Origin of the sequence: Crossiella sp. SN42, from assembly GCF_023897065.1 — a bacterium.
Lineage (GTDB): Bacteria > Actinomycetota > Actinomycetes > Mycobacteriales > Pseudonocardiaceae > Crossiella.
Window position 1 is genome coordinate 17,453 of the sequence record NZ_JAMHIV010000034.1, and the last position, 19,708, is coordinate 37,160.

The 19,708-nt window shown below is 69.3% G+C and carries 19 protein-coding genes; 7 read left to right on the forward strand and 12 right to left on the reverse strand.

What is annotated here, in order from left to right; genetic code table 11:
* From M8C13_RS33875 to M8C13_RS33905, 7 genes are all read right to left on the reverse strand, one after another.
* Window positions 1–837 (reverse strand): hypothetical protein, encoded by an 837-nt coding sequence (locus M8C13_RS33875; RefSeq protein ID WP_252484858.1) that lies wholly within the window; start codon window positions 835–837, stop codon window positions 1–3.
* Window positions 838–914: 77 nt separating this feature from the next.
* Window positions 915–1,910 carry a zinc-dependent alcohol dehydrogenase family protein gene (locus M8C13_RS33880; RefSeq protein WP_252484859.1) on the reverse strand — a complete coding sequence of 332 codons (996 nt, stop codon included), beginning with the start codon at window positions 1,908–1,910 and terminating at the stop codon, window positions 915–917.
* Entirely contained in the window at window positions 1,910–2,734 is an 825-nt protein-coding gene (locus M8C13_RS33885; RefSeq protein ID WP_252484860.1) for a carbohydrate ABC transporter permease, read from the reverse strand. Before M8C13_RS33885 ends, M8C13_RS33880 begins: the two co-directional genes overlap by 1 nt.
* Entirely contained in the window at window positions 2,731–3,654 is a 924-nt protein-coding gene (locus M8C13_RS33890; RefSeq protein WP_252484861.1) for a carbohydrate ABC transporter permease, read from the reverse strand. Before M8C13_RS33890 ends, M8C13_RS33885 begins: the two co-directional genes overlap by 4 nt.
* Window positions 3,655–3,665: 11 nt before the next feature.
* Window positions 3,666–5,018 carry a sugar ABC transporter substrate-binding protein gene (locus M8C13_RS33895; protein ID WP_252484862.1) on the reverse strand — a complete coding sequence of 451 codons (1,353 nt, stop codon included), beginning with the start codon at window positions 5,016–5,018 and terminating at the stop codon, window positions 3,666–3,668.
* Window positions 5,019–5,100: 82 nt separating this feature from the next.
* A complete protein-coding gene (locus M8C13_RS33900) occupies window positions 5,101–5,862 on the reverse strand; it encodes a DeoR/GlpR family DNA-binding transcription regulator (RefSeq protein ID WP_252484863.1) in 762 nt (253 codons plus the stop codon).
* A gap of 239 nt (window positions 5,863–6,101) precedes the next feature.
* Complete coding sequence (locus tag M8C13_RS33905; protein ID WP_252484864.1) at window positions 6,102–7,352, reverse strand: sugar MFS transporter; 1,251 nt, start codon at window positions 7,350–7,352, stop codon at window positions 6,102–6,104.
* A 293-nt stretch (window positions 7,353–7,645) separates the two neighbouring features.
* On the opposite strand from M8C13_RS33905, the gene M8C13_RS33910 reads away from it, so the two are divergent.
* Window positions 7,646–7,807, forward strand: coding sequence for a hypothetical protein (locus M8C13_RS33910; protein ID WP_252484865.1), 162 nt, complete (start codon window positions 7,646–7,648; stop codon window positions 7,805–7,807).
* On the opposite strand, the gene M8C13_RS33915 is transcribed toward M8C13_RS33910, so the two are convergent.
* The 4 genes from M8C13_RS33915 to M8C13_RS33930 form a co-directional block, all read right to left on the reverse strand.
* Window positions 7,804–8,895 carry a YeiH family protein gene (locus tag M8C13_RS33915; protein ID WP_252484866.1) on the reverse strand — a complete coding sequence of 364 codons (1,092 nt, stop codon included), beginning with the start codon at window positions 8,893–8,895 and terminating at the stop codon, window positions 7,804–7,806. The two genes, M8C13_RS33910 and M8C13_RS33915, sit on opposite strands and share 4 nt — an antisense overlap.
* Window positions 8,896–9,141: 246 nt before the next feature.
* A complete protein-coding gene (locus M8C13_RS33920; protein ID WP_252484867.1) occupies window positions 9,142–9,702 on the reverse strand; it encodes a hypothetical protein in 561 nt (186 codons plus the stop codon).
* Window positions 9,703–9,712: 10 nt separating this feature from the next.
* Window positions 9,713–10,156 (reverse strand): VOC family protein, encoded by a 444-nt coding sequence (locus M8C13_RS33925; RefSeq protein ID WP_252484868.1) that lies wholly within the window; start codon window positions 10,154–10,156, stop codon window positions 9,713–9,715.
* Between the two features lie 27 nt (window positions 10,157–10,183).
* Complete coding sequence (locus M8C13_RS33930) at window positions 10,184–10,501, reverse strand: hypothetical protein (RefSeq protein WP_252484869.1); 318 nt, start codon at window positions 10,499–10,501, stop codon at window positions 10,184–10,186.
* A gap of 10 nt (window positions 10,502–10,511) precedes the next feature.
* Here M8C13_RS33930 and M8C13_RS33935 point away from each other — a divergent pair, with 10 nt between their 5' ends.
* Window positions 10,512–11,900 carry a Hint domain-containing protein gene (locus M8C13_RS33935; protein ID WP_252484870.1) on the forward strand — a complete coding sequence of 463 codons (1,389 nt, stop codon included), beginning with the start codon at window positions 10,512–10,514 and terminating at the stop codon, window positions 11,898–11,900.
* 546 nt (window positions 11,901–12,446) lie between these two features.
* Here M8C13_RS33935 and M8C13_RS33940 read toward each other — a convergent pair.
* Window positions 12,447–13,676, reverse strand: coding sequence for an ROK family transcriptional regulator (locus tag M8C13_RS33940; RefSeq protein WP_252484871.1), 1,230 nt, complete (start codon window positions 13,674–13,676; stop codon window positions 12,447–12,449).
* Between the two features lie 251 nt (window positions 13,677–13,927).
* Here M8C13_RS33940 and M8C13_RS33945 point away from each other — a divergent pair, with 251 nt between their 5' ends.
* The 5 genes from M8C13_RS33945 to M8C13_RS33965 are packed head-to-tail and all read left to right on the forward strand — an operon-like array spanning window position 13,928 to window position 19,689.
* Entirely contained in the window at window positions 13,928–15,589 is a 1,662-nt protein-coding gene (locus tag M8C13_RS33945) for an ABC transporter substrate-binding protein (protein WP_252484872.1), read from the forward strand.
* 34 nt (window positions 15,590–15,623) lie between these two features.
* Window positions 15,624–16,706: an ABC transporter ATP-binding protein gene (locus M8C13_RS33950; RefSeq protein ID WP_252484873.1), complete on the forward strand. Its 1,083-nt coding sequence runs from the start codon at window positions 15,624–15,626 to the stop codon at window positions 16,704–16,706.
* The gene (locus tag M8C13_RS33955) at window positions 16,703–17,683 is read left to right on the forward strand and encodes an ABC transporter permease (protein WP_252484874.1); all 981 of its coding nucleotides are present in this window, start codon (window positions 16,703–16,705) and stop codon (window positions 17,681–17,683) included. The genes M8C13_RS33950 and M8C13_RS33955 overlap by 4 nt, the downstream gene beginning before the upstream one ends.
* A 3-nt stretch (window positions 17,684–17,686) precedes the next feature.
* Window positions 17,687–18,691, forward strand: a complete 1,005-nt coding sequence (locus M8C13_RS33960; protein ID WP_252484875.1) for an ABC transporter permease — start codon at window positions 17,687–17,689, stop codon at window positions 18,689–18,691.
* The gene (locus M8C13_RS33965) at window positions 18,688–19,689 is read left to right on the forward strand and encodes an ABC transporter ATP-binding protein (RefSeq protein WP_252484876.1); all 1,002 of its coding nucleotides are present in this window, start codon (window positions 18,688–18,690) and stop codon (window positions 19,687–19,689) included. The genes M8C13_RS33960 and M8C13_RS33965 overlap by 4 nt, the downstream gene beginning before the upstream one ends.
* Window positions 19,690–19,708: the final 19 nt, after the last annotated feature.

Below are 19,708 nucleotides of genomic sequence, written 5' to 3' on the forward strand. Positions count from 1 at the left end.
TCACTGCCGGTCGAACCGGACCGGGTGCTCTGTCGACTGTGGACAGACGAACAGCCGCACGGCGTCCTTGATATAGGTGCCGATGGGGTTCCACGCGTCCCGGTCCCCGAGCGCGTCCTCCTCGATCGGCCGCCAGCGGGACTCGCGGCTGCCCCATTCGGTGTCGGCGATGGTGAGCAGGTGCTCGGTCGGCGTGCCGCAGGCCAGGCAGGGCTGCGGGATCCGGTCGGTGACCGCCCAGGACACCCAGCCGCCGATCTTGCTGCCCGGCGCGATGGACAGGCCGTCCCGGTAGTCCTCCCGGATGCTCTGCACCGCCTCGGCCAGGTCGGCGGGCAGGTCCTCGTGCCACGGATACTCGGTGAGGCGTTCGGGGTGCAGCACGCAGGGCCGGGGCACCAGGCTGTCGTCGCCGTCGAGCAGCATCGGCTCCGGCGGTGGCGCCGAGGACGGTGTGATCGAGTGCGAGTTCCGCCAGAACAGGTAGACGTACGGTCCGATGCCGCCCTGCAACTCGTCGTGCTCGTGCGGGCACCACAGCACCTGCAACAGGTCCGTGCCGGGTGGGAAGGGCAGGTCGGGCAGGTCCCTGGCCCAGAACTGCCCGGCCACCACAGCTGGTTCGGGCTGCTCGGGCGCGGGGATGAAGCACTTGGGGCGCCCGCAGCGCGGCCAGGCCTCGTCTTCGGGCCACAGCAGCGGGCCGCCGAGGTGGCTGTCGTAGGCGCTGGGGTTGCCGCGGCGCGGGTGCAGGCGCACGGTGATGCGCGCATAGGCGGCCAGGGCCGGGAACCGGGCAGCGACGCCATACGCGGGCGGCCTGGTGGTGCGGGTCATACCGGGAGGCTAGGCCCAGCGTCTGACACTCGGCTCACCGCCAGCGCCCCCAACGAGACCGGGGGCGCTGGCGGCGGTCAGGCGCCGGGCAGGACCTGGATCTTGCGGCCCTCGCCGCGGCGGAAGGACTCCAGCGCGGCGGCGTAGTCGTCCAGGGGCAGGCGGTGGCTGATGAAGATCTCCGGGTCCAGCACGCCGGCGGCGAAGAGGTCCGCGGCCCGCTCGAAGGAGTGCAGCACCGCCATCGAGCCGGTGATGGTGATCTCCTGGTTGTAGATCTTGTACGGCTCGATCACCGCGCGCGCCGAGTAGTCGGAGACGCCGAACTGCAGGAAGGTGCCGCCCTTGGCCACCCGGCCCAGCCCGTCCTGGATGGCCTTCTCGTTGCCGGTGCAGTCGATGACCACGTCCCAGCCCTCCGGCCGGTCCAGCTCGTCGGCGTTGGTGGCGGTGCCGGTGACGCCGATGCGCTGGGCGGTGGCCAGCCGGTCCGGGTTCAGGTCGACCACCTCGATGCTGGCCGCGCCGGTGCGCTTGCCCAGCTCCAGCATCATCAGGCCCATGGTGCCCGAGCCGTAGATCAGCACCCGGCTGGCCAGCTGTGAGTTGAGGATGTCGTAGCCGCGCACCGCGCAGGACAGCGGCTCGATCAGCGCGGCGTCCTCGGTGCGGATGTGCTCGGGCAGCTTCACGCAGTTGGCCACCGGCGCCACCGCGAACTGGGCCGCGCCACCGGGCTTGCTGACCCCGATGGCGTTCCAGCGCTCGCACAGGTTGTTGCGGCCCACCCGGCAGTAACGGCACTCGTGGCAGTACAGCGAGGGGTCCACCGCGACCCGGTCCCCGGCGCGGACCTCGGTGACCTCCTTGCCGGTCTCCACCACGACCCCGGCGAACTCGTGGCCGGGCACCACCGGCAGGGTCGGGGCGAACTCTCCTTGCAGGATATGGAGATCCGTGCCGCACAGGCCACAGGCGGCCACCTCGACGACGACCTCGCGGGGACCCGGCGCGGGATCGGGCACCGTGGTGACCTCGACCTGACCGACTCCGCTGATGACGGCGGCCTTCATCACTTCACAGCTCCCAATGACAGGCCCTGGACCAGCTTGTCCTGGGCGGCGAAACCGGCGATGAGCACCGGCAGTGACACCACGGTGGCCGCGGCGCACATCTTGGCCAGGAACAGGCCCTGGCTGGTGACGAACCCGGTGAGGAAGACCGGCGCGGTGCCCGCGACGACCCCGGTCAGCACCCTGGCGAACAACAGCTCGTTCCAGCTGAAGATGAAGCAGATCAACGCGGTGGCCGCGATGCCGGGCATGGCCACCGGCGCGACCACCCGGCGCAGCGTGGTGACCAGGCCCGCGCCGTCCAGCGCGGCGGCCTCCAGCATCTCCTTGGGGATCTCGGCCAGGAAGGAGCGCATCAGCCACACCGCGATCGGCAGGTTCATCGAGGTGTAGAGCACCACCAGGAAGGAGATGTTGTCCAGCAGCCCGGAGTACTGGGCGATCAGGTAGATCGGCAGCAGCCCGGCGACCACCGGCAGCATCTTGGTGGAGAGGAAGAAGAAGAGCACATCGCTCCACTTCTCCACCGGCCTGATCGAGAGCGCGTACGCCGCCGGAACCGCAAGCAGGAGAACAAGAATCGTCGATCCGACGCTGGCGCTGACCGAGTTGAGCAGCGGCGGCCACGGGCTGGCCCCGCCGTCGGCGCCGAAGAACTCCGCGTAGCCGTCCAGGGTGAGCGGGGCCAGGATGGACGGCGGGTTGGTGGCCGCGTCGGACTCGCTGTGCAGCGAGGTGAGCACCATCCAGGCCACCGGCAGGAAGAACAGGATGCCGGCGAGCCAGGCCAGCGCGCCCCACGGGCGCCAGGCGCGGCGGGTCATCGGGTCACCTCGTCTTTCAGCAGGGAGGACACCGCGCGCAGCGCGAAGGTGGCGATGATGATCGAGCCGATCACCACGACCACCCCGGCGGCGGAGGCCTGGCCGTAGTCGTGTGCCTGGTAGAAGGTCTGGTAGATGGTGTAGGGCAGGTTGGCGGTGTCCAGGCCGCCGGAGGTGATGGTGAACACCGCGTCGAAGTTCTGCACGATGTAGATCGAGCCCAGCAGCGCGCCCAGCTCCAGGTACTGGCGCAGGTGCGGCAGGGTCAGGTAGCGGAAGACCTGGAACCCGCTGGCCCCGTCGATGGAGGCGGCCTCCACCGCGTCCAGGGGCCGGGATTGCAGACCTGCCAACAGGATCAGCATCATGAACGGCGTCCACTGCCACACCAGCGAGGCGACCACCGCGACCAGCGGCATCTCGCTGATCCAGTCCACCTCGGTGCCGAGCAGACCGTTGAACAGGCCGTACTCCGGGTTGTAGAGCGCGTGCTTCCACAGCAGCGCGGCGGCCACCGGCACCACCAGGAACGGCGCGATCAGCATCGTGCGCACCAGGCCGCGGCCGCGGAACTTGTTGTCCAGCAACAGGGCCAGGCCCAGGCCGAGGATCAGGCTGACCAGCACCACGCTGGCGGTGAGCAGGATCGTGGTGAGCACCGAGGACCGCAGGTTCGGGTCGGTGACCACGGCCAGGTAGTTGTCCAGGAAGGCGAAACCGCGGTTCTCCGGGGCCAGGGAGTTCCACTGGAGGAAGGAGATCACCAGGGTGGCCACGAACGGCAGCTGGGTGACCGCGATGGTGAAGATCAGCGCGGGCAGCAGCGGCGCGCGCCGGGCCCAGCGGGCCGCCTTGGCCGCGCTGCGCGGCTGGGCCGGCGGACCGGCGACCGGGGCGGGGCGGGTGTCGAGGGTGGTCATCGTTCCTCCTCTCAGTTCCGGTACTTCTTGGCGACCTTGTCCGCCAGGCCTTGCGAAGCCCGCAACGCCTCCTCCACCGACTCACGCCCGGCGATGGCGGAGCTGATCTCCTGGGAGACCTGGGTGCCCAGGTTGGTGAACTCCGGGATGCCGACGAACTGGATGCCGTAGGCCGGACGCGGCTGCACACCCGGGTTGCGCGGGTCGGCGGTGGCGATGGCCTCGCGGGTGGCGGCGGCGTAGGAACCGCCCAGCTTCAGGTACTCCGGCCGCTGGTAGGTCGAGGCGCGCTTGCCGTCGGGGACCTTGGACCAGCCCAGCTGCTGCCCGGCCACGGTCTCGTAGTCCTTGCCGCTGGCCCAGGACAGGAACTTCCAGGCCGCCTGCTGCTTCTTCGAGGCCTGCTGCACGGCGAAGGCCCAGGTGTAGAGCCAGCCGGAGCTCTTGGTCTTCACCACCGGCGCCTGGGCGAAGCCGAGCTTGCCGCGCACCGGGGAGTCCTGCGCTTCCAGCAGCCCGGCCGCGGAGGTGGCGTCGTACCACATGGCGACCTTGCCCTGGGTCATGTTGTTCAGGCACTCGGCGAAACCCGCTTGCGGCGCACCGGCTTCACCGTGGTTTCGGACCAGGTCCACGTAGAACTTGGTGGCCTCGGTGAACTCCGGCGCGTCCAGCTTGGCCTGCCAGTCCTGGGTGAACCAGGTGCCGCCGAAGGTGTTCACCACGGTGGTCAGCGGCGCCATCAGCTGGCCCCAGCCGGGCTGGCCGCGCAGGCAGATGCCCTTCATACCCGGCTCGGCACCGTCCACTTTGGACGCGATGTCGGCGACCTGCTGCCAGGTCGGCCGTTCCGGCATGGTGAGGTTCTTCGCGGCCAGGATGTCCTTGCGGTACATCAGGAAGGAGGACTCGCCGTAGAAGGGCTGGGCGTAGACCTTGCCGTCGGCGGCGGTCAGCGACTGCCGGATCGGCTCCAGCACGTCCTGCTGGTCGAAGCCGGGGTCGGCGGCGATGAAGCCGTCCAGGGGTGCCAGCCACTTGTTCTTGGCGTAGATCGGCACCTCGTAGTTGGACAGGGTGGCGATGTCGTACTGCCCGGCCTGGCTGGTGAAGTCCTGGCTGATCTTGTCCCGGACGTCGTTCTCCGGCAGCACGGTGAAGTTCACCTTGACGCCGGTGCGCTTGCTGAAGTGCTCGGCGGTCAGCCGCTGGATGTCCAGCATCTGCGGGTTGTTCACCATCAGCACGTTGATCGAGTTCGGGTCGTCAGGGTCGCCGATGCCGCCCGCGCCCGCGCAACCGGCGGCTAGCAAAGCCGAGGCGAGCGCGAGAGCGGCGAGTCGCCGGGGGGTGGGTGACGTCATCGTCCTTCCTTCCCTGAGTGCGGGCAGCACGGCAGGGGCCGCCGCGGGGGCGAACCTGTTGGGGGAACTGGAGTTGTGCGGGTCAGACCCGGATGACCTTGGGGCCCAGCAGGGCGTAGCGGTGGGCCTCGGTGGGGGAGAGGGTGGTGTCGGTGATGATCGCCTCGAAGTCCGAGACCGTGGCGAAGCGGCTGAAGCTGGCCACGCCGAACTTGGTGTGCACCCCGACGAAGACCTTTCGCCGGGAGGACTGGATGGCCTGCGCCTTGACCGCGCTGACCACCGGGTCCGGGGTGGTGAGGCCGTGCTCGCGGGAGATGCCGTTCGCGCCGATGTAGGCCAGGTCGATGACCAGCTCGCTGAGCATCCGGATCGCCCAGTGGTCCACGGTGGCCTTGGTGCGGCCCCGGACCCGCCCGCCGAGCAGCAGCACGGTGAAGCCGGGCTGTTCCGACATCGCCGCCGCGGTGGGCAGCGAGGCGGTGACCACGGTCAGCGGCCGGGCGGTCGGTAGGTTCTCGGCGATCAGGTGCGGGGTGAAGCCCTCGTCGATGAACACCGTCTCGGCCTCGTCCAGCCGCTCGGCCGCGGCCCTGGCGATGCGCTGCTTCTCCGGGACCATGGACGCCGCGCGGAAGGCCAGCCCGGTCTCGAACCCGGCGCTCTCCACCGGCAGCGCGCCGCCGTGCGTGCGGCGCAGCAGCCCGTGCTCGCCGAGGGTCTTGAGGTCGCGGCGCACCGTCTCCGGCGCGACCCCGAACTCCACCGCCATGGCCATCACGTCGACCTTGCCGTCGGCTCGCGCCCTGGCCAGGATGCGCCGCTTGCGGTCTTCCGCCTGCACCCAGACCTCCTTGTCCGTTCGGGCTTCGAACCTGGGCTCAACCGTGCCCGTTCGGGCTGCGCATAGGTTTAACACCGCCGAAACGGTGTGGCCAGCACCACAGCCCAGCCGGTCAACGCCCGTTTGATGTCCGTTTCGCCGCCGGACTACCAGGGGTTTTCCCAGGTAATCGATCTACCCGGTCGGCCGGGGTGTCCGTTTGGTGTGATCCACTCGCCCGGATCGCGGTCCGAACCCGGTCAGCAGTCACTCGGCCGGGTGGCTTTCCGGCGCTGGTCCTGACCGACCGTGCACACCACGCCGAGCACCAGCGGCAGCGAGAGCGCCGCGACCAGGATCATCCCGCCGTCGTGCCCGCCACCCAGGAAGCCCTGCGCCATCGGGCCCACCGCCGCTGAGGCCGCCGCGGCGGCCGACAGCACGCCCGCCGCGGTGGTCGGCGAGTCGGTCGCGGCCGCGCCCAACGCGGTGACCAGCGGATACAGCGGGGCGATGCCGAGCCCGGCGACCGCGGTGGCCACGGTCAGACCGGGCACGTCCGGCCCGTAGAGCACGACGCCGCCGGTGCCCGCGGTGGCCAGCACGGCGGCGCCGACCAGCAGCGGCCCGGTGCCCAGCCAGTCGACCAGGCGCACCGAGGCCAGCCTGCCCACCGCGACGCTGATCCAGAACGCCGAGGTCACCGCGGTGGCGGCGCCGGGGCCTGCGCCCGCGACGAGCACCGCGTTCTGGTAGGACCAGTCGGCCAGCCCGGCGTTCATCATGTTGACCGCGGACACCGCCACCATCGGCGCGGCCAGCACGCCGAGCCCGATCGGCAGCCGGGGAACCGCTGCCCGGGTGAGTCCGGAAACGGGCGCGGCCCGGTAGACGAACAGACGGCTGCCCAGCACGGCCATGGTGCCCGCGGCCAGCGCGTAGGCCGCGCCCCAGTGCCCGGTGAGGCGGCAGAGGTAGACCAGCAGCGGCCCGGCGATCGAGCCGAGGCTGTACCAGAAGTGCAGCGCGGCCACGTGCCGCGGCGCCTCGTCGCCCATCCTGGCCACCACCTCGGCGTTGCACACCACGTGCAGCCCGCCCTGGCCGAGGCCCCACAGCACCGCGGCCAGCACCGCCACCGGCAGCCCGGCGGGCAGCAGCAACAGCAGCAGGCCCGCGGAGTAGCAGAGGAAACCGGCGAGGCCGAGCAGCGCGGTGGACAGCCGGGCGCCGAGCCAGGCGCAGCTGACCGAGGCCAGGAACTGGCCGAGCTGGCGGCCGGAGCGGATCGAGCCCGCCATCGGCAGGGTGATGGCCAGCGTCTGCGCCAGGTCGCCGAGGGTGGGGCCGAGCAGCGCGCTGCCGAAGCCGAGCACACCGAAGACGCCGCAGCTGAGCCAGAACCACTGGCGCGTCGGCCGGGGAGCGGCCGCCACCAGGCGGTTCACCGGAACGGGTGAGAACATCCGGTCTTTGTGGCAGACGTTGTGCGTCCGGTCGAGTTGTTGCATCGGCGGAATGAAACCGACGGGAGAAAGGGACTGCTTTATCGTGCAAGCGGTTACCTATGTACGCCTGTTTCCGCAGGTAGACGGGGTGTCCGATGGTCGGATGGATGATCATCGAGCAGAGCCGGACATCCGGGAACTTGAATTTCACCCGCTGGGAGCCGGTTTCAATTTAGACTCGGCCCAGACAGGTGTGTGCAAGCCAACGGGGTGTCGGTTCGACGTTCGCGGTCCCTCGATGGGAGGCTGTTGCGCGTCCTGGGTAGACGGGCAGTGATGAGGATGGACTCGAGCCGGTGAATGCGAAGAAGCTGATCGTGGTGTTGGCGGTCGTTCTGGTGATCTACCTGATCATGAACGACCCACAGGGTGCCGCCGGCGGTGTGCACGGCATCCTGGGCATGCTCCGCAGCGCCGCGGAGTCGGTGATCACTTTCGTGCAGCGGTTGTTCGCCTAGCCGAACAGCAGCAGCGCGAGGCCGAGGGCGGCGACGATGTTGACCACCGTCGCCGCACCGAAAACACCCACCGGCCGCCATCCGGCCGCCCGCAGCGCCCCGGCCCGGAACTCCAGGCCGATGCTGACGAAGGCCAGGATCAGGAACCAGGTCCGCAGGTCGTTGGCCACCCCCAGCGCCGCCTTGCTCTCCGCCGCCGGCACCAGTCCGATGTAGACGGTGGTGAGCACCGAAGCGGCCAGGAAACCGAGCACGAACTTCGGGAACCGCTGCCACAGCCCGCGCGCCACCGAGCGCTCGGTGGCGCCGGTGCGTTCGACCTTGAGCGCGAAGTAGGCGGTCAGCGCCACCGCGACCACGCCGAGCAGCGCGTTCTGGGTGACCTTGACGATGGTGGCGATCTCCAGCGCCTTCTCCCCGGTGAGCGTGCCCGCCGCGGTCACCGCCGCGGTGGTGTCGATGTTGCCGCCGATCCACGCCCCCGCTACTTCATCCGGCAGGCCGAGCGCGGCCGCGGCCCAGGGCAACACGAAGATCGACGGCAGCGCGAAGACGATCACCAGGCTGGCGCTGTAGGCGAGCTGTTCCTTCTTGGCCTGCACCGCGCCCGCGGCCGCGATGGCCGCGCTGACCCCGCAGATGGCCACCGCCGAGGACAGCAGCGCGCGCAGCTTGTCCTCCAGCCCGAGCCGCCCGCCCAGCCACCAGCTGAAGCCGAAGACGATGGTGATCAGCAGCAGCGACTGCACGATCGCCGGTCCGGCCGCGCGCACGATCACCGCCAGGTTGATCGAGGCGCCGAGCAGCACCAGCCCGGTCTTGATGAAGAACTCGGTCCGGAAGCCCCCGGCCAGCCGGTCCCGCAACCCCGTCCCGGCGAGCAGCACGTTGCCCAGCAACCCCAACAGGATCGCGTACACCGGGAACTCCACCGAGGCCCCGATCCCGGCCAGCGCGGTGCCCTTGGTCAGCTCGGGCACCGCGGCGGAGAGGTAGCGGGCCAGCGCGGCGAGCGCGAGCACCACGAGCACGCCGAGCCCGGCCCAGGCGAGCGCGGGGGAGCGGCGGGGAGTGGTCACGGTGGCCATCACGGCACCAGCCCCGGCGGAAGGACACCGGTGAGGGCGAGGGCGAGCAGCGCGAGGCCGACGAGGACGGCCAGCCAGTCCTCGCTCAGCCGGCGGACGGGCCGGGAGTCGGTCATGGCAGGCGACGCTAACCGCGAACGTCCGCACCCGGCAGGGGCGCGGCTTCCGTCCCAGAAACCGGGACGATTCCGCTGCCGACCGGCACCCGGACTGGGCTGAACGAGTGAACGCCCTGGTGTCCGGGTGCTAGGGATGCCGGTTGTCGCGCATCGGCCGGTAGTCGTGCTCGCCCGCCGCCCGCCACAGGTAGTCCTGGTGCTTCACCGGCGTGGCCCCGAAGTCGTAGGCCCGGTAGCGGCCCGCGGCGTAGTCCAGCCAGCGCTCGAACAGCCGCACGTGCTTGCCGTCGGCGACCAGGATGTCCCCGGCGCGCAACTGCGGGAGCTGGATCGGATGGGCCACGTCGGCCAGGTCCGGGCTGTCGCCGGGCCGCGGGGTGGCGTAGCTGAACTCCAGCCCCCAGGTCATGGACACAAAACCGGAGCAGTCGGTGCGGTGGAACGGCTGCCGGCACCCACCCAGCGGCCCGCTCCAGTCAACCGCGCGGTACCCGGATCCCGTGTGGTAGCAACGCTCCTGCGAGTACTCCAGGTTCTGCCGGTACCAACTCTCCGCCCGAGCCAGCACCCGGTCACCAAACCCGCTCGCCCGATCCGCGGCCACCCCCGACCCGTCCCCAGCCACCGACAACCCGCCGACCAGCACCACCACCGCCGCCGCGAACCGCGTCCCCCTGCTCCGCCCCATGCCGCCATCCTCACACGGCACGCTCCGGCAGCGGCGAACCGGGTTGCGCCACAGGCGGTTCGGGCGCCACGAGCTCGACCTCGAAGCCGTCCTCGTTCTCCCAGTAGGCGGCGTAGGTCCGCGCCCCACCGGCGTGCGGATGCCGCTCGGGGAAGAGCAAGGTCCACCCGTGCCGCCCGCTCTCGGCGGTGAGCCGGTCCACGGCGGCGGCGTCCTCGACGTGGAAGGCCAGGTGGTTCAGCCCGGGACGGCAGCGGTCGTGCCGGTCGGCGGTCAGCGCGGGGGACTGCTCGAGCACCACATAGGCAGGCCCGAGCCGCCAGCTGCGACCACCGTCCCAACGCCGGAACTCCCGGTACCCCAAGGCTTCCAGTAGCCAGCCGAACGAGTCGACGGCGCGCTGGAGGTCCGGCACCCACAGCTCGACGTGGTGCAGCATCCCGTGTGTCGTCATCCGGAGCAGGGTAACGGTGGTCCCGGTTCATTCCAGGCGGCGCAGCACGAACTCGTCGCTGCGCCCACCACCGAGCAGCACGTCCAGCCGCCCGGCTAGCGCGTACGGCCCGCAGTGCGTAGCGGCCAGCGTGGTCGGCGCCTTGTCCGCCCACGGCGTGGACGCGGTCACCACCGCGCTCCGCCAGCCGTCGGCGGAACGCAGCTCCACCACCCGGTTGGCCGCGGTGTTGTCCACCGCCAGCAACCGGTTCCCCGGCCGCACCAGCAACCCGTCCGGCTTCCCGATCGGCACGTCCACGCGCACCAGTTCGAACTTCTCCGGCTCCCACAACGGAATCCGCACCAGCGCCCCTTTGGCCGACAAGGCGTGGAACAACGGCGAGTACGGGCGCCTGGCCGGCCTGGCGGTGGGCACGTTGGCTGAGCTGGTGCTGGGCTCGAAGGGCGTGGTCACAGCGACCAAGACCGCGACGCACGCCGCGGATGCGGCCGCGACCACGGCCAAACGGGTTGATTCGCCCTGCAACAGCTTCGTGGCGGGCACGCTGGTGCTGCTGGCGGACGGGACGACCAGGGCCATCGAGGACCTGGTGAACGGCGACCTTGTCGTGGCCACTGACCCGGAGTCCGGGCGCACCGAGGCCAGGGAAGTCACGGCGACGATCACCAGCGCAGGCCCGAAGAAGCTGGTCGAGATCACCGTCGACGTCGACGGTCCGCGCGGCAATGCGGTCGGAACGCTGGTGGCGACCAGCGAGCACCCGTTCTGGATTGACGATCAGGGGCGTTGGCTGGACGCGGAAGAAGTCCGCCCTGGCGATGATGTGCTGACGCCGGAGGGGGAGCGGCTCCCAATCGTCAAGGTGGAGTCTCGGGCGGCGATCCAACGGGTGCACAACCTGACCGTCGACGGCATCCACACGTACTATGTGCTCGCTGGTGCCACGCCGATCCTCGCGCACAACACCAATGGCTGTCCGGAAATCGACGAGGTGTCCGAGAACATTGCGAAGCACTCGAATGGTGAAGCTATTCGCCCTGATGGAAATGGGACGCACTACGTTCGAGGTGTCGATCAGAAGGCGCTTCCCTGCTATGTTGATGGTGTAATCAATGGCAATGTTCCTAATGTTGAAACCAGATTCCTCAGGAACGGGCGAGTCGCCTATTGGGATCCGGACAAGGAGGCGCTCGTGATCGAGGATGGCATCGGTGGAACTGTCTACACCCCCGAGGTGGAAAGGACTACTTCGATAATGTCCTCAAGTGATGGTGGGCAGTTTGAGTCAGGCTCGCCTGTGTGTGAAATTGTCCTGACCGCTGAGCAATTTCAAGTTGTCCTCCAGGTCACGCTTGAGTTGTCCAACATCCAGGAGTATCGCCTATCGACTCTCGGGGTTTCAGGCGATGATTTGCAGCAGATGATCGATACGCTGCGCGAGGTGGAGTCCTGCGTGCCGGAGGCCTCGGAAGTAAGCATTAGGTTGCGCAGTGACAATTCGGGATCTGCTGCTGCGCCAGAGGTCCTTCGGGTAAACGGTGAGGGTGGAAATTCAAGTCGTGAGGTTCATGCAAATATTCCATCGCGGATCGCTGAGCGGTGGTATGGGCTTACTCGACTGGTCGTGACTGCTATGGGGCCCCGCGAATTGTTCCTTCGAACCGGCTACAAACTGGAAGAAATCAGTGAAGCGGCGAGCCTTCTTAACCTTGGCTGGTCTGGAGGGAAGGAGCTTGGGTGAGTTCGCGCGATGGAGCTGGAAGGCAAGAAAGCTCGGAACGCTCTCGTGGACGCATCCAGTGCTCGGAGTCGCCGCCGAAGAGGGTATGATGCGATTTCGCGGAGTCGTATCGGCCACCTAATCCGTAGCCTGGGTCCGTCTCCCGGGCGAGTCATTCAGCCTTGTTTCTAGGAGAAGCTCACTAAAGTTTTGTGGTCATGCGACGTTTCGATGCTGCGCGGAGCGCTGCAAGCACTGCGAGCAGGGACGTGCCAGCAATAGCATGAATCGAGGTCTTCCTGGACCTGTTCAGTCCGAGCTGATTACCTCGGCGATGGAATAACCGACAGATTCATCCTGTATGTGTCTGACAGGACGTCTCTGCTCAGTGTCGATGTCGAAGAGGTAGCTGGGTTTTCCCGAATCGCGACCACCGTGATAGGTGAGGGGATCGAGCCCACAGGTGCGCATCTGCTGGCGCACGGGCCGAAGCCGCTTCCGATACTGAACTGAGCCGCTCCGGGACAGTCCCGCTGGTGGGCCGTGGCGGCGGCCCTCCGGCGAGTCTCAGGCCGCGTCGTCGCCCGCGGTCTCCCTCGGGTCGCAGCCCTGCTCCAGCAGGGAGGCCACCGGCAGCGTCGCCGCGCCGACCGCGACCGCGTCCGGGCCGAGCTGGCCCACCTCGATCGTGGTCTGGCCGTAGGGATGGCGTAGCGCGTGAGCGGCGGTGGCCTCGCGGATGGCGGGGAGCAGTGTGGCGCCCAGGGACAGGCCTGCCCAGCCGCCCAGGACTATGCGTTCGGGGTTGAACAGGTTGACCAGGTTGGCGATGCCTGCGCCCAGGTAGCCGGCGGTTTCCTCCAGGACCTTGGCGGCGGTGCGGGAGCGTTCGGCGGCGGTCAGGAGGGCGGCCAGGCTGCTCTGCTCGTCGGTGCCGGGGACGGCTCGGCCGCCGCGGGCCTTTCGGTAGCGTTCCAGGATGGCTTCCGCGCCGACGTAGGCTTCCAGGCAACCCCTTGCGCCGCAACGGCATTCCTGGCCGTTGTAGACGATGGTGGTGTGGCCCCACTCGCCTGCGCTGCTGGTGGAGCCGCGGTAGGTGGCTCCGTCGGTGATGACCGCGGCGCCCACGCCGGAGCCGAGCAGGGCGACGACCGCGTGGCGGGCGCCTCGGCCGGCGCCGAACCACAGCTCGGCCTGGCCCTGGGTCTTGGCGCCGTTGTCGATGAACAGGGGGAGCTTGACGCCCTTGGCGCGCAACAGGTTTTCCAGTTCCACGCCGTCCCAGCCGATGGTCTGGGCGTGCACGCGGACGGTGCTGCCCTGCTCCACCGTGCCGGGGACGCCGATGCCCACGCCGAGCACCGTGCCCGCGTTCACCCCGGAGGTGGCCATCACCTCGCGCAAGGCGGAGGCCACCTGGGTGACCACCGCGGCCGGGCGGGGGCGGGAGCTGGGCAGTGGGTGGTCCACCGCGGCCAGGCGAGTCATGCCCAGGTCGAACAGCTCGACCTTCACGCCGGTCTCGCCGACGTCGATGCCGACCACGTGGGCGTACTCCGGGTCCACCCGGAGCAGCACCCTGGGCCGTCCGCCGTCGGACTCGACCAGGCCCGCCTCGACGATGAGCCGTTCCTCGGCCAGCTCCCCGGTGACGTTGCTGACCGTGGCGGCGCTGAGGCCGGTCTGCTGGCTGAGCTCCTGGCGGCTGAGCGGGCCGTCGAAGAACAGCTTGGACAGCAGCATGGACCGGTTGCCGCGGCGCAGGTCCCGCACCGTGGACCGTCGTGCCGTCATGGTGGTTTCCTCCCCCCTTGAAACAAGTATGTGAACAACCTCGGCACCAGTGTGGGCCAAACGGGGATCTTCCGGGCCCAGCCACGCCGTCCGGCTTACTTCATGGCTTAAATTTAGCCGGGATACGTTATGTTCTCGTTATTGACGTGGCCGGGTGCGGCCGGTTGACTGCCTCGCACAAGCTGACCGAGAGAGCGCTTCCAAGGTTCTCCGGCAGGCAGCGAGCCGCCATCGACGTCGAAGGAGGATCCATGCGAGTCAAGCGCATCGCGGCCTTGACCCTCGCGGGAATCCTGGCCGCGGCCCTGGCCGCCTGCGGCAGCGGGAACAGCAGCGCCGGCGGCAACCCGAGTGCGGTGCTCAACATCGGCGCGCCCAACGGGCCGCAGCCGGAGAACCACAACCCGTTCCTGGAGACCTCGGCCGCCGGCTCCCTCGGCTACCGGTGGATGATCTACGAGCCGCTGGTCATGCGGAACAAAGCCCGCCCCACCGACCCCGGCAAGGCCTGGCTGGCCGGCAAGTGGGACTGGGCGGACAACTACACCAAGCTCACCATCACCGTGCGGGACAACGTGAAGTTCTCCGACGGCAAGCCGATGACCGCGCAGGATGTGGCCTTCAGCCTGGGTCTGCTGAAGAAGCACCCGGCGTTCAACCTGCACGCCATCCCCTACGGCGAGATCACCCCAAGCGGCAACACGGTGACGGTGACCTTCCCCAGGTCCCAGTTCACCAACCAGCTGATGATCCTGGAAGCCGCGGTGGTGCCCAAGCACATCTGGGAGCAGGTCAAGGACCCGGCCCAGGAGCTGAACAAGAACCCGGTCGGCACCGGCCCGTACACGCTGAAGTCCTTCACCCAGCAGACCGTCACGCTCACCGCGCGGGAGAGCTACTGGCAGGAGCTGCCCAAGGTCAAGGAGCTCCGCTACACCTCCTACAACGACAACAACGCGCAGACCACCGCGCTGGCCGCCGGCGCCTCGGAGTGGGCCTTCGTGTTCATCCCGAACTACCAGGCGGTCTACACCAGCAAGAACCCGCGGCACCACAAGCTGTGGTTCCCCGCATCCCTTGGCGTGCACGGCCTGTGGTTCAACACCGAGAAGGCGCCCTACGACAACGCGGCGCTGCGCAAGGCGATCAACCTGGTGATCAACCGCGAGGACATCTTCACCCAGGCCGAGGCCGGGTACTTCTACCCCAAGATCGACAACGTCACCGGCATCCCCACGCCCGGCGGTGAGGCCTTCATCGCGCCGCAGTACCAGGGCAAGACGCTGACCCCTGACGTGGAAGAGGCCAAGCGGATGCTCACCGCGGCCGGTTTCCGCTACGAGGGCAGCGCGCTCGTCGACCCGGCCGGCAAGCCGGTCAAGCTCGCCATGTCGGTGCCCTCGGGCTGGTCGGACTACGTGACCACGCTGGAGATCATCAAGGACAACGTCGCCGGCCTCGGCATCACCGCCACCGTGGACAAGACCAACCAGGACGCCTGGACCGAGGCGGTGGAGGCGGGCAACTTCGAGGCGGTCCTGCACTGGACCGAGGACGGCCCGACCCCGTACCAGGCCTACCGGTACATGATGGACGGCGAGCTGTACAAGCCACTGGGCACCGGGCAGACCATCGGCAACTACGGCCGCTTCCGCAACGAGGAGGCCACCGCCGCGCTGCGCCAGTACGCCAACGCCACCGACGAGGCCGGTCGCACCACCGCGCTGCACGACCTGCAGCGCATCATGATCGAGCAGCAGCCGGTCGCGGTCACCGGCGCGGCCAACGTGGGTGGCATGTACAGCACCAAGAACTGGGTCGGCTGGCCCGATGACGGCAACCCCTACGCGCCGGCTCAGCCGAGCCTGCGCACCTCACTGGATGTCGTGCTCCACCTCAAACCCGCCTCCTGAGCGGCGCCTGGGAAGGACAGGAGGACTCACGGGTATGAGTGAGGGCACGATTGCCTCGGCTTCCGGCACTACGGCGGTGGTGCTGGAAGCCGAGGACCTGACCAAGCACTTCCCGGTCCGCAAGGGGGCCGGGGAAGTGTTCTCCCGCACGGTGAAGACCGTGCACGCGGTGGAGGAGGTCACGCTGCGCCTGCGGCGTGGCCGGGTCACCGCGCTGGTGGGGGAGTCCGGTTCGGGCAAGTCCACCGTGGCCAGGCTGCTGGCCCAGCTGTACCCGCGCACCGGCGGCGAGATCCGGCTGCACGGCGAGCCGGTGACCGTGCGCGGCGGCCGGAAGTTCCGCGCCTACAGCAAAAAAGTGCAGCTGATCTTCCAGGACCCGTTCGCCTCGCTGAACCCGGTGCACACCGTGCGCTACCACCTCGGCCGGGCACTGAAGATCCACGGCAACGGCGGCGCCAACCGGGCCGAGCTGGAGACCGCGCTGCACGAGCTGCTCACCAGGGTCTCGCTCACCCCGCCGGAACGCTACCTGGACAAGTTCCCGCACGAGCTCTCCGGCGGCCAGCGACAGCGGGTGGCCATCGCCCGCGCGCTGGGTGCGGACCCGGACGCGCTGCTGGCCGACGAGCCGGTGTCCATGTTGGACGTCTCCATCCGCCTGGGCGTGCTGAACCTGTTGCGGGACCTCAAGGAACGGCTGCGACTGGCCATCCTCTACATCACCCACGACATCGCCTCGGCCCGCTACTTCGCCGATGAGACGCTGGTGATGTACGCGGGCCGGATCGTGGAGGGCGGCGACAGCGAGACGGTGACCCAGCGGCCCGCGCACCCCTACACCCGGCTGCTCATCGACTCCGCGCCCGACCCGGACCGCGCCGGGCACGAGACCGCCGTGCCGGAGCAGGCAGACTCCCTGGCGAAAGCGGGCGGCGAGCCGCCGAGCCTGATCAACCCGCCCTCGGGCTGCCGGTTCCACCCACGCTGCCCGCAGGCCATGGCCCGCTGCGCCAGTGAGGTCCCGCCGCGCTTCGACCTCGGCGACGCCGACGGGCACTGGGCGGCCTGCTGGCTGTACGCGGCAGGCGAACCGGCCGAGGAGCCGCTCAGGTGAGGCATGTGCTGCAACGCCTGGCGTTCTACCTGTTCACCGCGTGGGCCGCGGTGACCATCAACTTCTTCATCCCCCGACTGATCCCGGGCGACCCGGTCACCTCGCTGCTGTCCCGGCAGCAGGGCGCGATGAGCGCGGAGAACATCCAGTCCCTGTACGTCCTTTTTGGACTCGACGGCGACCAGAGCCTGGTGGCGCAGTACCTGGACTACTGCGCGCAGTTGCTGCGCGGCGACCTCGGCCTGTCCTTCACCTTCTTCCCGACACCGGTCTCCGACGTGCTGGCGCAGAGCCTGCCGTGGACGGTGGTCCTGGTCGGCGTCACCACCATCGCCAGCTTCCTGATCGGCACCGGACTGGGCGTGCTGGCCGGGTGGCGGCGCGGGTCCTGGGTGGACCTGGTGCTGCCGGTGACCACCTTCCTGTCCTCGGTGCCCTACTTCTGGCTCGGGCTGATCGCGATCACCCTCTTCGCCGGGATCGACGGCGCCTTCCCGGCTTCCGGGGGGTTCGAGGCGGGGCTGGTGCCGGGCTGGGACCTGGACTTCGCCGGCAGCGCGCTCCACCACAGCGTCCTGCCCGCGGTGACGATCATCATCTCCTCGATGAGCGGCTGGATCCTCAGCATGCGCAACATGATGGTCACCGTGGCCGCCGAGGACTACGTCACCGTGGCGCACGCCAAGGGCCTGTCGGAGAGCCGGGTCGCGCTCAGCTACGCCGCGCGCAACGCGGTGCTGCCCAACGTCTCCGGCCTCGCGCTCTCCCTCGGCTTCATCGTCGGCGGCACGCTGCTGGTGGAGATCGTCTTCTCCTATCCCGGCGTCGGCTTCCAGCTCTTCCAGGCCGTCGGCGCCAAGGACTACCCGCTGCTGCAAGGCATCTTCCTGGTGATCACGCTGTCCGTGCTGGTGGCCAACCTGCTCGCCGACCTGGCCTACCTGGCCCTGGACCCGCGCACCCGCAAGGAGGGCTGAGCCATGGCCATGCCCACCACCGACCTGCTGGCCGCCGCGGACCTGCCCCCGGAACAGCCCGCGCCGATCGCGGGCAGGCGCCGCCGGTTCCGCTTCGCGGCCAACGCCAAGGTGGCCACCGGGCTCGCGCTGGTCGGCTTCTTCGTGCTGCTGGCGGTGATCGGGCCGTGGATCGCGCCGTATGACCCGTCCCAGCGCAGCTCCGCGTTGCTGGAGCCGCCCTCGGCCGCGCACTGGTTCGGCACCACGCACATCGGGCAGGACATCTTCAGCCAGGTGCTGGTCGGCGCGCGCAGCGTGATCCTGGTCGGCTTCCTGGCCGGGGGAGTGGCCGCGGTGCTCGCGGTGCTCATCGGCGTCACCTCCGGCTACCTCTCCGGCGCGGCGGGGGAGAGCCTTTCGGTGGTGTCCAACGTGTTCCTGGTGCTGCCCGCGCTGCCGCTGGTGATCATCGTGACCGCGACCCTGCCGGGCAGCGGCGACCTCACCGTGGCGCTGGTCATCGGGTTCACCTCCTGGGCCTGGGGCGCGCGGGTGCTGCGCGCGCAGACGCTGTCGTTGCGGCGCAGGGACTACGTGGAGGCGGCCAGGGCCACCGGCGAGACCAGCTGGCGGATCATCCTCTTCGAGATCATGCCCAACCTGAGCGCGGTGATCGCCGCCAACTTCGTCGGCACGGTGATCTTCGCGGTGATGTCGGAGATCACCCTGGCCTTCATCGGCGTCTCCGGCATCTCCGAGTGGAACTGGGGCACCATCCTGTTCTGGGCGCAGAGTCAGCAGGCCCTGGCCCAGGGCGCCTGGTGGTGGTTCGTGCCCGCCGGGCTGGCCATCGCGTTGCTGGGCACCGCGCTCTCGTTGCTCAACTTCGGCATCGACGAGTTCGTCAGCCCCCGGCTGCGCAGCTCCGGCGGACGGCGGACGCGCACCGCGGACGGTCGCGTGGTGCGGATGCGGGTCGGCTTCACCCCCGTCCTCGGGGAGTCCACAAAGGACGGTGCGCGATGAGCAGGCCGGTGCTGGAGATCAAGGACCTCAACGTCGACTACGGCCTCGGCGACAACGCGGTGCGCGCGGTGCGCGAGGTCAACCTGACCCTGCACCGCGGCGAGGTGCTCGGCCTGGCCGGGGAGAGCGGCAGCGGCAAGTCCACCCTGGCCTACGGCCTCACCCGGCTGCTGCCCCCGCCCGGCGTGGTGCGCGGCGGTCAAGTGATCTACCACGACCCCCACGGCGAACCGGTGGACATTCTGCGCCTGTCCATCCCGGAGCTGCGCAGGTTCCGGTGGGCGGAGACCTCGCTGGTGTTCCAGGGCGCGATGAACTCGCTCAACCCGGTGCACAAGGTCGCCACCCAGCTCACCGACGTGATCAAGGCGCACGAACCCGGCAGCACCGCCCGCGCCCGCCGGGCCCGGGCCAAGGAGCTGCTGGACCTGGTGGGCATCGCGGCCGACCGCCTGGACGCCTACCCGCACCAGCTCTCCGGCGGCATGCGCCAGCGCGTCATGATCGGCATGGCGCTGGCGCTGCACCCGCAGATCGTGATCATGGACGAGCCGACCACCGCGCTGGACGTGGTCACCCAGCGGCAGATCCTGCGCCAGCTCGTCGACCTCCGCGCACGACTCGACTTCTCCGTCCTGTTCATCACGCACGACCTGTCGTTGCTGGTGGAGTTCGCCGACCGGATCGCGGTCATGTACGGCGGACGCGTCGTCGAGCAGGCCCCCTCGGCACAGCTGTACCGAGACTCCTTGCACCCCTACAGCGACGGCCTGCTGCACTCCTTCCCCGCCCTGCGCGGCCCGCGCCGGGAGCTGTCCGGAATCCCGGGTTCGCCACCGGACCCGAGGGCGCTGCCCAGCGGCTGTGCGTTCCACCCCCGCTGTCCACGGGCCTTCGACCCGTGCGCGCAACGGGTTCCCGTGCTCGGACCGCCAGCCGGCCACGCCGATCGCACCGTGGCGTGCCACCTGCACGCAGGCGGCCGAGTTCCGACCTGAGGGAGAAGGAGACAGCGTG